This window comes from Streptomyces sp. UH6 (assembly GCF_013421635.1).
GTDB classification, from domain to species: domain Bacteria; phylum Actinomycetota; class Actinomycetes; order Streptomycetales; family Streptomycetaceae; genus Streptomyces; species Streptomyces abyssomicinicus.
Genome location: NZ_JACADT010000052.1, coordinates 1 through 14,297, shown reverse-complemented (window position 1 = coordinate 14,297; position 14,297 = coordinate 1). Strand labels below are relative to the sequence as shown.

16 protein-coding genes and 2 pseudogenes are annotated in these 14,297 nt (G+C 67.9%); 7 read left to right on the top strand and 11 right to left on the bottom strand.

The features are described 5' to 3' along the window. The coding region (locus HW445_RS06030) for an Rrf2 family transcriptional regulator (protein ID WP_257230874.1) at window positions 1-247 on the top strand (247 nt) is incomplete at its 5' end. 233 nt (window positions 248-480) lie between these two features. Here the strand turns inward: HW445_RS06030 and HW445_RS06025 are convergent. After that, window positions 481-1,665: a globin domain-containing protein gene (locus HW445_RS06025; RefSeq protein WP_180219983.1), complete on the bottom strand. Its 1,185-nt coding sequence runs from the start codon at window positions 1,663-1,665 to the stop codon at window positions 481-483. A 264-nt stretch (window positions 1,666-1,929) separates the two neighbouring features. Between HW445_RS06025 and HW445_RS06020 the strand changes: the two genes are divergently transcribed. Next, the gene (locus HW445_RS06020) at window positions 1,930-3,291 is read left to right on the top strand and encodes a glutamine synthetase family protein (RefSeq protein WP_151773305.1); all 1,362 of its coding nucleotides are present in this window, start codon (window positions 1,930-1,932) and stop codon (window positions 3,289-3,291) included. A gap of 160 nt (window positions 3,292-3,451) precedes the next feature. Here HW445_RS06020 and HW445_RS06015 read toward each other — a convergent pair. The 7 genes and pseudogenes from HW445_RS06015 to HW445_RS05985 all read right to left on the bottom strand — a co-directional run. Next, a pseudogene (locus tag HW445_RS06015) lies at window positions 3,452-3,631 on the bottom strand (replication initiation protein); the annotation flags it as partial. Next, window positions 3,624-3,815, bottom strand: coding sequence for a hypothetical protein (locus HW445_RS06010; protein WP_180219982.1), 192 nt, complete (start codon window positions 3,813-3,815; stop codon window positions 3,624-3,626). The gene HW445_RS06010 and the pseudogene HW445_RS06015, both read right to left, overlap by 8 nt. Window positions 3,816-3,927: 112 nt before the next feature. Further along, entirely contained in the window at window positions 3,928-4,095 is a 168-nt protein-coding gene (locus tag HW445_RS06005) for a hypothetical protein (RefSeq protein WP_180219981.1), read from the bottom strand. Window positions 4,096-4,100: 5 nt separating this feature from the next. Continuing rightward, on the bottom strand, window positions 4,101-4,277 hold the full coding sequence (locus tag HW445_RS06000; RefSeq protein WP_180219980.1) for a hypothetical protein: 177 nt from the start codon (window positions 4,275-4,277) through the stop codon (window positions 4,101-4,103). A 42-nt stretch (window positions 4,278-4,319) separates the two neighbouring features. After that, complete coding sequence (locus HW445_RS05995; protein WP_308798421.1) at window positions 4,320-4,976, bottom strand: DUF2637 domain-containing protein; 657 nt, start codon at window positions 4,974-4,976, stop codon at window positions 4,320-4,322. Window positions 4,977-5,118: 142 nt separating this feature from the next. After that, window positions 5,119-6,471 carry an FtsK/SpoIIIE domain-containing protein gene (locus tag HW445_RS05990; RefSeq protein ID WP_180219978.1) on the bottom strand — a complete coding sequence of 451 codons (1,353 nt, stop codon included), beginning with the start codon at window positions 6,469-6,471 and terminating at the stop codon, window positions 5,119-5,121. Between the two features lies 1 nt (window position 6,472). Beyond that, the gene (locus HW445_RS05985; RefSeq protein WP_180219977.1) at window positions 6,473-6,832 is read right to left on the bottom strand and encodes a hypothetical protein; all 360 of its coding nucleotides are present in this window, start codon (window positions 6,830-6,832) and stop codon (window positions 6,473-6,475) included. A gap of 198 nt (window positions 6,833-7,030) precedes the next feature. Between HW445_RS05985 and HW445_RS05980 the strand changes: the two genes are divergently transcribed. Beyond that, a complete protein-coding gene (locus HW445_RS05980) occupies window positions 7,031-7,789 on the top strand; it encodes a GntR family transcriptional regulator (RefSeq protein ID WP_180219976.1) in 759 nt (252 codons plus the stop codon). A gap of 101 nt (window positions 7,790-7,890) precedes the next feature. Next, window positions 7,891-8,352, top strand: coding sequence for a DUF5959 family protein (locus HW445_RS05975; protein WP_180219975.1), 462 nt, complete (start codon window positions 7,891-7,893; stop codon window positions 8,350-8,352). A gap of 222 nt (window positions 8,353-8,574) precedes the next feature. Here HW445_RS05975 and HW445_RS05970 read toward each other — a convergent pair whose 3' ends face one another. After that, the gene (locus tag HW445_RS05970) at window positions 8,575-10,368 is read right to left on the bottom strand and encodes a DUF262 domain-containing protein (protein ID WP_257230873.1); all 1,794 of its coding nucleotides are present in this window, start codon (window positions 10,366-10,368) and stop codon (window positions 8,575-8,577) included. 1,191 nt (window positions 10,369-11,559) lie between these two features. Between HW445_RS05970 and HW445_RS05965 the strand changes: the two genes are divergently transcribed. Further along, window positions 11,560-11,913 (top strand): hypothetical protein, encoded by a 354-nt coding sequence (locus HW445_RS05965; RefSeq protein WP_180219974.1) that lies wholly within the window; start codon window positions 11,560-11,562, stop codon window positions 11,911-11,913. Window positions 11,914-11,938: 25 nt separating this feature from the next. Here HW445_RS05965 and HW445_RS05960 read toward each other — a convergent pair whose 3' ends face one another. Next, on the bottom strand, window positions 11,939-12,385 hold the full coding sequence (locus tag HW445_RS05960) for a hypothetical protein (protein WP_308798417.1): 447 nt from the start codon (window positions 12,383-12,385) through the stop codon (window positions 11,939-11,941). A gap of 232 nt (window positions 12,386-12,617) precedes the next feature. Here HW445_RS05960 and HW445_RS05955 point away from each other — a divergent pair, with 232 nt between their 5' ends. Further along, the gene (locus HW445_RS05955; protein ID WP_180219973.1) at window positions 12,618-13,115 is read left to right on the top strand and encodes a hypothetical protein; all 498 of its coding nucleotides are present in this window, start codon (window positions 12,618-12,620) and stop codon (window positions 13,113-13,115) included. 56 nt (window positions 13,116-13,171) lie between these two features. Here HW445_RS05955 and HW445_RS05950 read toward each other — a convergent pair whose 3' ends face one another. Continuing rightward, window positions 13,172-13,972, bottom strand: coding sequence for a DUF1963 domain-containing protein (locus HW445_RS05950; protein ID WP_180219972.1), 801 nt, complete (start codon window positions 13,970-13,972; stop codon window positions 13,172-13,174). A 93-nt stretch (window positions 13,973-14,065) separates the two neighbouring features. On the opposite strand from HW445_RS05950, the pseudogene HW445_RS32740 reads away from it, so the two are divergent. Further along, a pseudogene (locus HW445_RS32740) lies at window positions 14,066-14,297 on the top strand (hypothetical protein); the annotation flags it as partial.

Genomic DNA, 14,297 nt, shown 5'->3' with positions numbered 1-14,297 from the left:
GGGCCGCTCCGCCTCCGTCGGGGCGGTGGTCCGCGCCTTCGAGGGCGAGGGCGAGGTCGTCGACTGCGAGGGCGGCGCGAGCGCGACCCCCTGCCCCGTCCTCCCCGCCTGCCGCCTGCGCGGCGCCCTCCGCCAGGCGCAGGAGGCCTTCTACGCCTCCCTCGACCCGCTGACCGTCTCCGACATGGTCACCACCCCGACGGGGCCGCTGCTGCTGACGCTGGGGCCGCCCCCGCCGCGGATCTGAACCTCGCCGCGAGAAGGTCCCGCGACGGCGGGAACTCTCGCGACGGCGTGAACCCCTGAGGCCTCGCGAACCTCCGCGGCCGTGCGGACTCCCGAGGCCGCGCACCCCTCGGAGCCGCTACAGCTCCCGCGTCCCCGCCACGCAGCAAGGCCCCCGCCGACGGCGGGGGCCTTGCTGCGATGCGGTCCGCGCGGGGGGCCGGAGCCGGCCCCCTCGTCCGTCCCGCCGACGGCTCAGTCCTGGCCGAGCCAGAGGTCGGGGCCGAACACCTCGTAGTGGATGTTCGCCGCCGGCACACCCTTGCCGAGCAGCTGCCCCCGCACCGCCCGCATGAACGCCAGGGGCCCGCACAGGTAGGCGTGGGTCTCCGGAGCCACCTCGACCCCGGTGAGGTCCACCAGGCCGGTGTGCGCGGTGAGCGGGGAGTCCGTCTCGTACCAGAGGTGCTCCTCGACGTCCGCGAGCTTCGCCACCGCCGCCTCCTGGTCCGCCCGCAGCGCGTGCGTCGCGGGGGAGCGGTCGGCGTGGACGACCGTCACCTTGCCCTTGTGCCCGGACTCCGCGAGGTGGCCGAGCATCGCCGCGATCGGGGTGACCCCGATGCCCGCCGAGGCGAGCAGCAGCGGCGCATCCGCGTCGTCGAGCACCAGGTCGCCGAACGGCGCCGACACCCGCAGCACGTCGCCCGCGTGCACCTGGCCGAACAGCAGGTTGGAGACCTCGCCCGCCGGCGCGCCGCCCTCCTCGGCGACCCGCTTGACGGTGATCTGCCGCAGCCCCGCCCCGGGCGCGGCGGACAGGCTGTACTGACGGATCTGGTGCGCCCCGTCCGCCAGTTCCACCTGCACCGACACGTACTGGCCGGGCTTGAACCCCGCCACCGGGCGGTCGTCGACCGGGCGGATCCGGAAGGTGGCGACGTCGGCGGTCTCCTCGACCCGCTCGACGACCTCCCACTCACGCCACTCGTGCCCGCCCTGCTCCTCGTAGAGCCGCTTCTCGTTGGCGATCAGCGCGTTGCCCATCAGCCAGTACACCTCGTCCCAGGCCGCCGCCACCTCGGGCGTGACGGCCTCGCCGAGCACCTCCACGATCGCCGCGAACAGGTGCTCGTGGACGATGTCGTACTGGTCGGGCCGGATGCCCAGAGAGGCGTGCTTGTGGGCTATCCGGGAGAGCATGGCGTCCGGCCGCTCGTCGGGCCGGTCCACCAGGTGGGTGGCGAACGCGGCGATGGATCCCGCCAGCGCCTGCTGCTGGGCCTTGGAGGCCTGGTTCCCCCGGTTGAAGAGGTCGCGCAGCAGCTCGGGGCGGGCCGTGAACATGCCCCGGTAGAAACGCTCGGTGATCTCGTTGATCGCCGCGCCGACGACGGGAAGGGTGGCCCGCACGGTGGCGGCGGACTGCTCGGACAGCATGGAAGCCTCCTGAATGCCTCGATCTGGCATCCGGAACGTTAGTAAAACTTGCATCTGAGATGCAAATTAAGTGTGAGGGGGTGTGAGGAATCTGTAATCCCGCCTCTCCGGCGGGGGCGGGGGCCGGGTATGGCGAGCCCACAGGCAAGATGACAGGCTGGAGCGGAGGCGGACGCCGGCGCGCCGACCGCCGGCAACGCACGCGAAACCCGGGTGTGGTGGTATGGGCCTGGCGGACGGATCAAGAAGATGGGGAAGCACACAATGGACAAGCAGCAGGAGTTCGTGCTCCGCACGCTCGAGGAGCGCGACATCCGGTTCGTACGTCTGTGGTTCACGGACGTACTGGGCTTCCTGAAGTCCGTCGCCGTGGCCCCGGCCGAACTGGAGCAGGCCTTCGACGAGGGCATCGGCTTCGACGGCTCCGCCATCGAGGGCTTCGCCCGGGTGTACGAGTCCGACATGATCGCCAAGCCGGACCCGTCGACCTTCCAGGTCATCCCGTGGCGTGCCGAGGCCCCGGGCACGGCGCGGATGTTCTGCGACATCCTGATGCCGGACGGCTCCCCGTCCTTCGCCGACCCGCGCTACGTCCTGAAGCGGGCCCTGGCCAAGGCGTCCGACCAGGGGTTCACCTTCTACACCCACCCCGAGATCGAGTTCTTCCTCCTGAAGAACAAGCCGACCGACGGCACCGCGCCCACCCCGGCCGACTACTCCGGCTACTTCGACCACACCCCGCAGAACGTCGGCATGGACTTCCGCCGCCAGGCGATCACCATGCTGGAGTCGATGGGCATCTCCGTCGAGTTCTCCCACCACGAGGGCGGCCCCGGCCAGCAGGAGATCGACCTCCGCTACGCCGACGCGCTCTCCACGGCGGACAACATCATGACGTTCCGCCTGATCATGAAGCAGGTCGCGCTCGAGCAGGGCATCCAGGCCACCTTCATGCCCAAGCCGTTCTCGGAATACCCCGGCTCCGGCATGCACACCCACCTCTCCCTCTTCGAGGGCGACCGCAACGCCTTCTACGAGTCGGGCGCGGAGTACCAGCTCTCCAAGGTCGGCCGCTCCTTCATCGCCGGCCTGCTCCGCCACGCCGCCGAGATCTCCGCGGTCACCAACCAGTGGGTCAACTCCTACAAGCGCATCTGGGGCGGCTCCGAGCGCACCGCGGGCGCGGGCGGGGAGGCCCCCTCCTACATCTGCTGGGGCCACAACAACCGCTCCGCCCTGGTCCGCGTCCCGATGTACAAGCCCGGCAAGACCGGCTCCGCCCGCGTCGAGGTCCGCTCCATCGACTCCGGCGCCAACCCGTACCTCACGTACGCCGTCCTCCTCGCCGCCGGCCTGCGCGGCATCGAGCAGGGCTACGAACTCCCGCCGGGCGCCGAGGACGACGTCTGGGCCCTCTCCGACGCCGAGCGCCGCGCGCTGGGCATCGAGCCCCTCCCGCAGAACCTCGGCGAGGCGCTCTCCCTCATGGAACGCAGCGACCTCGTCGCCGAAACGCTGGGGGAGCACGTCTTCGACTTCTTCCTCCGCAACAAGCGGCAGGAGTGGATCGAGTACCGGTCCGAGGTCACGGCGTTCGAGCTGCGTAAGCATCTGCCGGTGCTGTAAGCGCAGGTCAGGCGCGGTTTTCTGGACACAAGGCTGGGGGCCGGTGATCACTCGATCACCGGCCCCCAGCCTTGTGTGAAGCTCTTTCAGCAGCCTTGGGCCGTCTCTGGGCCATCCCGTAGAGGGCGTCGACAGCCCTCCGCGCCCGGCCGTCGCTGCCGCCGCTGGTCTTGTCCTGGGCGGCCGTCCAGCCGGACAGGTGGATCGGGTCAGAGCAGCCGCCGGTGCGGTGGACCTGCTCGCGCCAGCGGTCGAAGCCGTCGGCCGAGGCGACCCGGAGCAGGTCGCCGAGCGTCAGCCGGTCGAGGGTGGGCGGGGTGAGGGCGGCGAGGTCAGACACGGGCCGCCTCCGCACGCTTGCGGGCAGCTCGACGGACGGTGCCGAGGCCACTGCAGATGCGGCAGATGATCCGCCGGGTGCGGCGGCTGCCGTTGGCGTCACGGCCGCGGACGGTCACGGTGACGGCGGCGAAGCCGTCGCAGCACGGGCAGAGTGGCTGTGCGGTGTGGGCGGGATCGGTCATGATGAGGGCTCCGAATCTTCGGGTTCGGTTCGCGGTCCCCGGGCGGTCGTTGACTTGGCGGTTTGCGCCGCCCGGGGGCCGTTCTGGTGTGTCGCTGCGGTCGTGCGACGCGTTACTTGATCAGCGCGTTGACGGCCGGGGCGAGGATGCTGTCGGCGAGCAGGAAGCCGCCGAGGACGAGCACGGTGACGAGCCAGAGGGGGATCCGCCAGAGGCGGATGCCGAGCCAGGCGGCGACGAGCACGAGCAGCCAGAGCGGGACCTGTAAGGCGTTGTCCATGGCATTCACTCCTGGTGGAAGACGTCGGCGTGGTCGATGAGCCACTGTTCGATCTCTTCGCGCTCGGTGCGGCCGACGGCACGGAAGAGCGCGGCCTCTCCGCACGACACGGCCTCGGTCACCTGGCCCTGTCGCGCCATGGCGACGGCCTGGTCCAGCAGGCGCCGGATGTGTTCGCGCATTGCTGTTCACCTCCCTTCAGGTGTCGGGCCTGGCCCCTGGTGTCAGGCGGGTTGGGTGGCGATGGCTTCGGCGAGCGGCGCGGGAACGCCGAGCCGGGCGTGCAGGGTGTCGAGGTCAATGCGGTGGCCGGTGCGGGTGCGGTGCTCGTCCGCCACCCGGCGGGCGTGCGCAACGAGCGCGGGCGGCACCTCCGGAACCGAAACCGGCGGCGGTGATACGGCGGGTTCCGCCGACGTCGGGGCCGGCTCCAAGACCGGGACCTCGGCCGGGGCCTCGAAGACCGGCTCAGGCTGGCCCGCCTCCGCAGCCGCTTCGCCATCCGATTCGGCGTGCTCCCGGCGGTGGCCGCCGTGGGCGAGGAGGGTGCCGCCGAGGAAGGCCAGGGCCGGCCATCCGGCGACGCCGAGCCGCAGCCAGGCGGGCGGGTTCTCCAGGTCGAGGAGCCCGGCGGTGGCGATGTTGGCGCCGAGGGAGGCGGTCAGGGCGGTGAGGAACCAGAACCACACCAGCCGTGAACTGCCTCCGGTCCGCAGCCGCCGCCAGGCGGCCACCATCAGCAGGTCGACGGAGATCGGGTAGGCCCATGCCTTCCAGCCGTCCTGCCCGGCCGCCGCGGCGAGGTCGTGCAGGTGGGCGAAGGACAGCGCACCGGCGATGAGCGCCTGGACCAAGACGGCGTCGAAGCGGATCCGGGACACGAGGGCGTCTCCTTCGAGGGAGGGGTGGGGCCGGGAGGGGGCGGGAAGCGGGTTCGACCGCCCCGCCCCGGCGGTTTTGGGCATGCGTCGGGTAGGGACCTGGCGCATGAGCGGTCGCGCCGACCGCTGGGGTGGGAAGGGGTCAGGCCGTGCTGGAGGCGGCCTGGGGAAGCGGACCTTGCTGGGATCCGACCACCTCGAAAGCGGGTCGGAACAAGGCCAGCTCGGGAATCTGCGGGGTGCGGTGGGCGTGCTTGTTGCACACGTTCACCGCGTGGCGGAGCGAGACGCGCGGGGCCCGGATGCGGGCCCAGCCTCCGGAGGAATCACCGGCGACCGCCAGCCCCGGCGTCTCCGTACTGATCTGCACGGCTGCCAGGACGGCGTCGGCCGAGATGTCCTCGAAGGCCATCTTCGCCGAGGCCTCGTCGTTGACTCGGTGCGCGGTGCGGCCGGTGAGCTGGGCGCGGAGCATGGTGATGCCCTTGCCGAGTTCCGAGCCGAAGCGCTGCCCGCACACCTCCAGGTAGATACCGGCCGCTCGGCCGAGCTGGGAGAGCCGGACCAGGGCAGTGACGATCCGGTCCCGCCGTTTCTCCTCGTCCTTGCCGGCGAACAGGGCCAGCTCGGCGACCTCGTCCACCAGGACCACCACCGGCGTGGGCCGCCGGTCTGCGGGCAGGTCCCAGATATCGGCGGCGATCTCCGCATCCGGCACGTCGGTTGCGACCCGCTGCTCGGCCCGGATCACCTGGTAGACGGCTTCCATCCTCCGCAACAGCGCGTCCAGCAGCTCGGCCGCGTCGTTCGGGTTGTCGGCCAGTGCGGAGAACCGGCGCGCCAGCGGGAACAGCTCGACGCCCTGCTTGCAGTCGATCCCCACCAACGCCACATCCTGCGCGGCCAGTTCGGCGACCAAGTGCCGCTGGTAGACGGACTTCCCCGACTTCGTCGCTCCGATGGTCAGCGCGTGCGGCACCGTCCGGTAGTCCCGGAACTGCACCATCCCGTCCTCCCGCAGACCGACCGGCACCCGCATCGGCTCGCGCCGCACCCACGGCATCTGCACCCGCTTGAGGACGTCGTAGGCGGTCATCCGTAGCTCGACCACCCCGGCCCGTACCTCCCGCACGGTCACGCCGTACATCCCGAAGCCGTGCCGCAGCCGGTCCGCCGCCTGCGCGAAGCCGACCACGTCCTGCCCCGGACAGAGCCGCAGCCGCAGCACCAGCCCTGTCCGCGTGACCCGCGTCCGAAGGATCTTCGGCACCCGCGGCCTCGGCGTCTGCTGCTTCCTGAGTTTGGCGAGCGTCACCCGCCAACGGGCCGGAGGAACGCAGAGCCCGCAACCCTCCATCACTCCCGGATACCGGTGCGCGACCCGCACCACGGCCACGAGGGCACCGAACGTCAGCCAGTACCAGGCCGGCCGCCGCCACCGCAGAAGTCCCGCGCCGACGGCCACGACCAGGACCACGAGCCCGAGCGCCCGCACGTCACGCGGCTTCCGGCCTCGACACCGACCCGTCGGCCACCAGCGACGTCACCGCCACCGCCCGGAACGCGATCCCGTGCCGCTGCCGACCGTTGAACTCCGACTCCCACGGCCGCGCCACCAGCTGCGTCAGCGCCACCGGCGTTCCCATCACCAGGTCACCGGAGATCCCCGTCTCCGGAACGGTCACGCTCAGGATCTCCACCTCACCGAACGCCGCGAACATGACGTCCACGGTCATCAGCTTCACCCCGTCGGCGTCGACGGCGATCTCACCCGTTCGCCGGTCGCGGAGCTTGGTCTCAGGAGCTTTGGCGACCATCACGGTCGCCGCGGACGTGTCGACAGGGATCTGGCGCATGGGCGCACTCCTCTACTGAGCGATGCCACCCCGCCGGCAGCATCTCTAGAGATGTTCTTAGTGAAGCGGCGTCGAATCCGCCTGTCAATCAGTTCTCTAGAGATGTTGGCGAAAGCGTGGCTGGGGAACCGATCAACATCGGTTGCCATGCGTGCGGCAGCTGCCCGTAAGGTGTCTAGAGAAGCGAAGGAGCATTCGATGACCAACGAGCGGGCTGACCGCCGGCCCAAGTACCAGCGCATCGCGGATGAACTGAAGGAGGCCATCCGCGCTGGTCAGTACGTTCCTGGTGATCGACTCCCCGGCGAGAACGACATCATGGCGACCTACGACGTGGCCCGGATGACCGCCCGCCAAGCGCTCGGCGTCCTGCAGAGCGAGGGCATCGCTGAGGCCCGCAAGGGCGCAGGCGTGTTCGTCCGTAGCTTTCACCCGATTCGGCGCCGCGGCATCCAGCGACTGTCCGAGCGGCAGTGGGGATCAGGCAAGTCGATCTGGTCCACGGACACCGAGAACCGCGACCTTACCGTCGACCAGCTGGAAGTCACCGAGGAAGAAGCCGCGGAGGACATTGCCCTCGCTCTGGACGTCGAGCCCGGCTCTCCGGTCTGCGTTCGCAGCCGCCGCTTCGTCCTGGACGGCAAGCCCGTCCTCCTGGCCCGCTCCTACCTCCCCGCGGCCATCGTCGCCGGCTCCGCCATCACCCAGGACGACACCGGCCCCGGCGGCACCTATGCCCGCCTGGCCGAACTCGGCCACAAGCCGGTCCACTTCCGCGAAGAGCTCCGCTCCCGGATGCCCCTGGCCGCAGAGGCCGAACGCCTCAACCTCTCCATGGGCACCCCGGTCATCCTCATCACCCGCACCGCGTTCGCCGAGGAAGGCCACCCCGTCGAGGTCAACCGCATGACCCTCGACTCCGCGGCCTACATCCTCGAGTACGACTTCGACGCCTGAGACGGACACCGGGTTCTACCGCCGGCCCTGCTCTCGCACTCAACCTGCAGGCCGCGTCCAGACCCTCACAGTCCTTCGATGGCGCAACGTACATTCACGCCATGGGAACTGATGCCACAACCGACGCCGTAGAACTCATCCGGCTGACCGACCCAAGTCAGGGCGTCAGCGTCCGCCTGCGTTCGACCACGCCCAGCCTCCAGTCGCAGGGAATCCGCTACTACGACGCGGAAGTCACGGTGACGAGCGGCTTCGTGAACGGCAGCGTCCACCTCGGCTTCGACTCAGAGGACCTCGCCCACCTGCGAGAGCTCCTGAACCTGCTGGAAGACTCCGCGGACCAGTTCACCCCGGATGACCCCTTCATGGCCGACTGGCCCCACGAAGGAGAAACGGCCTACCTCCGTCTGATAGGCGAAGACCCCTACGTCATCGAAGTGCACGACGGGACCAGCAGCCAGATCGTCGTCTCCGTACCCGTCGACCTGAACGAAAACTGGGTCCAGGAGGCCAAGGAGCGCCTCGCAGCAGCCTGCGCTGTACTCGGAGAACCACAGCACTGAGACCCCGGGACCCTCACCAAGCAGTTGGCGGACACAAGATCAACCAACACCGGGGTCAGACTTTCTCTACTCCATCAAGGCGGCTCGCTCCGCTCCCCGCACGCGGCCCGGCCGCCGGCCGGGCCTGCGCTCTTGTCTCCGCCCCGCTCCAGCCCGGCCGGGGTCCGTACCGCAGCCCTCTACGTCCTTGTTTGAGGAGCACACGAGCGATCCGCATGCCATCTAAGCGAACTGCTTCCCGAGGGCAACAACCTGCTTGACATCCTCCACTTTTTCGGTGGAGGACCCGCGACGCACAAAAACGGCATCATTACAATATGACAGATCGCCCTGTCCGGGAATCAGAATGCGAATGACTGAAAATCCTTTGTATTCGATCGTGTCTACATGGGAAAGAATTTGAGTCGCAAGCGGCTCGCTAAGGCCAGCCCGCGCAATGTGAGAGACAAATCGCTGCACGTAATTGTCTAGCGACATCTTCTTGACCTTCGCCTCCCTGTCAATCCCGACCACGTGATGCGGCCCCACGGAGACAGGGGTGACAGAATCTAGGGACGCGACCCGACGGGCATCCTTCTCCTCATCCGCGACTCCGAGATACAGGTAACCGTCCACCCCAGGCTTTATGTTGGCAATGGCGCAGATGGTTTCAGCGAGTCGCCCGATGATCGAATCATCCCAGTCCCGTCGAGCATCCAACCGAAGAAGCCCCTGCTTGAATTCATAGCGGCTTGTTTCGATGCGAGACCTTCTAAGTGAATTCTCGAAATCGAGCGCCAATCCGGGGCCATGCCCAAAGACTGGGGGAGTCTTCGACACGAAATGTCGCTGAATCAATCCGGTGACGGTATCGATATTCGTCACCCGATCTTCGGTCGAAATGTAGTGTCGCCCGCTCTTGAGTCGCTGACCCACGTTCCTGAGTGCGGCAACAATTCCAGCATAATCATCCGGCGACTTTTGCTGCTTGACAATCAAATCGAAGAATGCCATGAAGATCGCGTAGAACGGCGTACGGATCGGATTCGACCCTCCCGAACGGACTAGGTTCCTCAGCCCGTTGGGAGCCTCCAGCTCGCTGTCGATTACTTCAGACAGGACCGAGAAAGTGGTTTGGATCTCGGATTCAAGCCGCCTGATTCCGTATACGGAAAGGTCGCGCTCAGCCCGGCGATACTTTTCGTTCCGAGGATCATAGAGTTCGTCGAATGCCTCCTTGCTAGCTGCAAAAGGTTCACCAAAAAGAATGGAAGCCGCAATATCTGCGACCATCTGCTCGTCGTCACCTTCACGCAACTGCTTAACATTCAAGATTCCGTGACGGATCCACAGAGTATCTTCGGCTTTTACTCCGTATTGCTGTCTCTCTCGGGCGGAATCGACGGAAATGCTAGGCATGTCATGCAGCAGCAGAACGTCTTCTGAGACATCGCCGCGCAGGGAGCTCGCTACGGATCGAACTGTCTCCGAGAACGGATTCAGCATGCCTGCTTGACGTTTCTCTTGGACGCTCAATTGACGCCCGTTCGAATTGATCCTGCTAAAAACTTCGGTGATTTGCTTCTCGGTCTGCGTCGGGAAAATCGTGACCGCCAACTGATAGTCAAGTATATTGGCGCACTGCTCGGCCGACAAAATTGTCAAAACCTCTGCCGGCGAAAACGACCCCGCATTAGCAGCCTGACGAGCGCGAGCGCTTTGATTCAAGTCGAAATACATCCCCTCATAATCAAAGCGCTGTTCAATGAATGAGAAAATGGCGTCGAGTCGTTGCATCCCGTCGATAATCTCATACTTGCCTGCCCCGTGTATCTCAGGACGTTCGGCGAGGAGAATAAGAGGGATCGGATACCCGTCCAGGATGCTTCGAATTAGGAGCTGCTTTTCGGCGACCGCCCAAACCAGCTTCCGCTGATAACGTCGATTGACGAGCAGCGAATCGTCCCTGAATAGCCGATAGGCTTCCTGGACACTCATTCCGCGTGGAGTGATAGAAACATGCATTTCAGTGGTCATAGTCGTGTCCGCCCCGCTTGTTCTCCGTGGCTCGCAGTCTGACACACTTGCGTGTGGCTGCGCGATGATGTCGCATATGGTTACCGCGACCTGCAACAACAGCCTCGCGAGTAGGGTGCCCCGCGTTAGCTCCCAGACCCCAGCCTGCCCCGAGTGCAACCAGCCCACGAGGAACGGCGGCCTGGTGCTCTGCACGCGGGAGGACGATGGGCAGCGGATCTGCCGGGTGGTCTGGAACTGTCCCGGGGGTCATGTCTGGTGGCATTGGGCCGATCGGCCGGATGAAGCCTGGGAAGTCCCACCGGCGGGGCTGTTCCGCAAACGGCGAATACAACGATGGTGCACGGCCGCGTCCGGCGATGGCTCGCATCTGACAGCGGCGCGGCAGCGGAGACCACGGCTACTGTCCGCGGGACGAGCTCCTGATAGCTGGCCAACTGTGGACCATCCGTGGACGGGGGAAGCCAGGCAAGCATCCAGCAACCCGCTGACCTGCGCCGATGCCAAGAGATCAACCGCCCTCCGGAGCCGTATGCGGTTCGTGCTTGGGGCTCCGCCCCAAACCCCGGCCCTCTCTCTGAGGAGCGCCCCCGGCGTGGTGCTCTGGCGGGTCGCGGGCGGGGTCCCTCGCCGGCCGTGCACCCTGCGGGCGTACCCGGAACCTCCGAGGGGCGCCAAGGCCGAGCGCAAGCGTCACGGGGTGAGCCTTGGCGCCCCTCGGAGAACCCGGGTAAGGCGGAGCTGCCCGACCGACGAGGGACCCCACCCGCTCAGGCCGATGAGTGCCTGCGGCCCGGCGCCTTGTGGTCGGCGTGGCTCCCCCGAGCAACCGCGTTCCTGGGCCGTCTCTGGGCCGTGCGAGGTGGGTCAAGGGCGACAAACGTCGACCACCGCCGACGACTGAACTGCAGGTCAGAGGCGTGGTGGCCGCCGTCTCCGCAGGCCGTGAAAGCCCCGCGTCTCTTCCTCCGCAACAAGCGGCAGGAGTGGATCGAGTACCGGTCCGATGTCACCGTGTTCGAGCTGCGGAAGCACCTGCCGGTGCTGTTAGCGCACGTCGGGCGCGGTTCAACGCGGTACAGCATCGAGGGGCGGCGGTCGATCGACCACCGCCCCTCAGCCGCTTCGAATGCCTCTCAGCGGCTACTCCTCCCACGTCTCCCGGGTGGCGGACCTGGCAGCATGCCCGCCATGGACCATGCCCTGAAAACCCTGCGGCACGAATTCGACAGCGAGCCGGGAAGCTTCCTGCTGCAGCTCCGGTGCGATCTGTTCTGGGACCGGGACGCCTTCTCCCGCCTGGAGAAGGCCATGCGCGCCGTCTGCGAACGACTGCAGGAGGCTGAGGAGCTGCCCCGATGGCTGGCAGAGGGGTACTACGCGGTCGCCACGGAGGTCCCCGCGTGGACGGGGCACCCCAATTTCCCCCGCCCGGAGCCCGAGGACTACTACACCGCGTGCACAGAAAGGCTGACGGACCTGGCGGACTGGTTCTTCCGCGGGTTTCACGTCTACATGGAGCCGCACACCTGGCCGGAGCTGTAGGAGCAGGAGGGCACCCACCCAAGCCTCAGGCCCTGTCCGCTCCGGTTGCCTTGCTCAGCTGGGCGGCGAGACGGACGGCGGTCTCCTCTCCGGCTCGCTGCCTGATCAGGCCCTCTTTGGCAGCCGCACGAAGCCAGACTTCCGAGCTGTCCTCGTCGGCCTTGAGTACGCGCGCGGTCACCACCACGGGATTCAGACCGCCGGCACCGCCGCCGGTGACGACGCGGATCGTCTCGTCCTCGCCAGAGCCGAGGGGCGTGGTGTCGACTACGCGGCCCGCCCTCCCGAGCACACCGGAGACGCGCTCCAACGCGTCGTCGAACGGCAAGGGAACAAGCAGGTCGATCTCGTGGACGACCTTCCGCATCAGCTTGGCCACCACCCGGACCAAGCGACCACTGGCCCCGCCCGCCGCGCCAAGAGCAGCAAGCTCCTCAGCCAAGATCTGGTCTTCGCGCTGCTCCACGGCCACCCCACCCTCCCCGATCGAGCACCCCTGCCGGGCCGCCACTTTTCCCGCCCGGCAGCCCATGCTGACGTACGCCGATCGCTGGGGCGCGCCTGCCCTGCTCCTTGTCCGGATCAGGCGGACGACGTGAACGGAGCGGTGGCGAAGTCGATTACGGGGTCGGTGCGTTGGCGGGTCTGGGCCGTCTTGGGACCGTGGGCTTCTCACGGTGAGGCGCAAGGCCCATGATGGCGGCATGGCTGCCGGCGAGGACCTGCTCTGGGACGCGCGCGACAAAGGCATGCAGATGGTTCCGCGGCTGTGGCGTCTTGGCGTGACGGCCGGTGTCCTCGGCTTCCTCGCGCTGCTGTTGTTGGTGGCCTCGCACGCCGTATGGGCCCTCTACGCGGGTGCCCTCTACCTGATCGCGGAGATCGTGTACTGGGTGTGGGACCGGGGGCGTCTGGTCGAGGCACGCATCGTGGCGGGTGAGGCCGACGGCCCCGCGAAAATCCGTCTTCGACGCGTCGGCGGACGGATCAGCGAGCACGACGCCCGGCGCGTCACCCGCGCCCTCGTCATCCACGACAACGTGCTCGACCAGGCGACGCTCCGCCTGCGGGTGCACAAGGGGCGATTCCTCTTCGGACGCCCCGGCCGCGCGCCGGCCCTCACGGCATGGCGCCAGGCCTGTCCGAACGCCGAAGTCGGTGACCGAGCCGCTTGGTGGGGCATGCCGGGCGTACCCGATTAGGGCCTGGCGGTGCCGGACGGTGGGTGCCGGCGGAGGTATGTCCGCGTCCAGGGGGATCAGCAGCAGAGGGTCCGGGCCGTCGCCCGGCCGAAGTCGCCGGCGGACAGGGCCGCGCGAGGGATCGTGAAGTACAGGGTTCCGGCGTCTCCCCATCCCCAGCCGAGTTCCGGGTCCTCGGCGAGCTGGAGCAGGTGGACGGCGGGGCCGTCGGCGTCGCGGGAGGAGACCTGGAGCGTGTGCGAGGTGTCCGGCCAGCCGAAGGCGCAGTGGCTGCCCGCGGTGTTGCCGTCGAGGTCCTGCATCCGGTCGAGGACGAGCGAGGCCGCTCCCCAGTGCTGCTCGCTGTCGAACGCCAGGTCGTCGTCCTGGACGTCCCAGCAGTCCGGGAGCATGGTGACCTCCGCCGCGTGGACGGGTGTCGCCGGGTACGACCTCGCGGGCGCGGGTGCCGTCCTTTCCGCCGCCCGGTCCGGGGCGGCGGCGATGACGCGGCACACGGTGGGTGCGTACACGTCCAGCAGGCGGTACTCCTCGTACGGCACGTCCGGGTCGAGGTGGAAGAAGTTGAGCAGGCCGGGGCGCACGGGCAGCTCGTCGCCCAGCCATGCGGCGAGGGCGTCGGTGTCCAGAACGGCGTGCAGGGACAGGGGAACACCGTTCGATTCCGGCCACATTGTCCCCGGCTCGAGGAGGGCGGGTCCGCCGAGCCGGCACCCGCCGGTGGCCGCAGGTCCGTCGGCCGTCGCACGGAGCAACCGGAAGCCGCGGCGGGCCATGGCGGCGAACTGCCCACCAGCCGTCCCACCCAGCCGTTCCGCGCAGGTACGGGTCAGGGCCGCGGCGTCGTCGAAGTACATGGCGGGATGCTCCCAGACCTTCCCCGGTCGACGCCGCCCCGTCCGGCCCAGTCGCCGCCGGGGGTGCGTACCGTCGCAGACACGACCGCCTGAATGGCCAAAGTGACTGCAACTGGGTCGAGTTGTGCTGCGTCAGTGATTAATGTCGACTGTGAATGCACGACCCGCTGCCGGGCGATGCGGATGAGTGGGCTGCCACGGTGGGCGGGGAACGGTCTTGGCGGTGATCCGACCGGGGGAGAGTTCATGAAGTTCGACATGGGTGCGCAGACGCTGTCGACCCTGCAGCGTGATTCGCGTGGTTCGAGTGATGATCTCGGCGCGC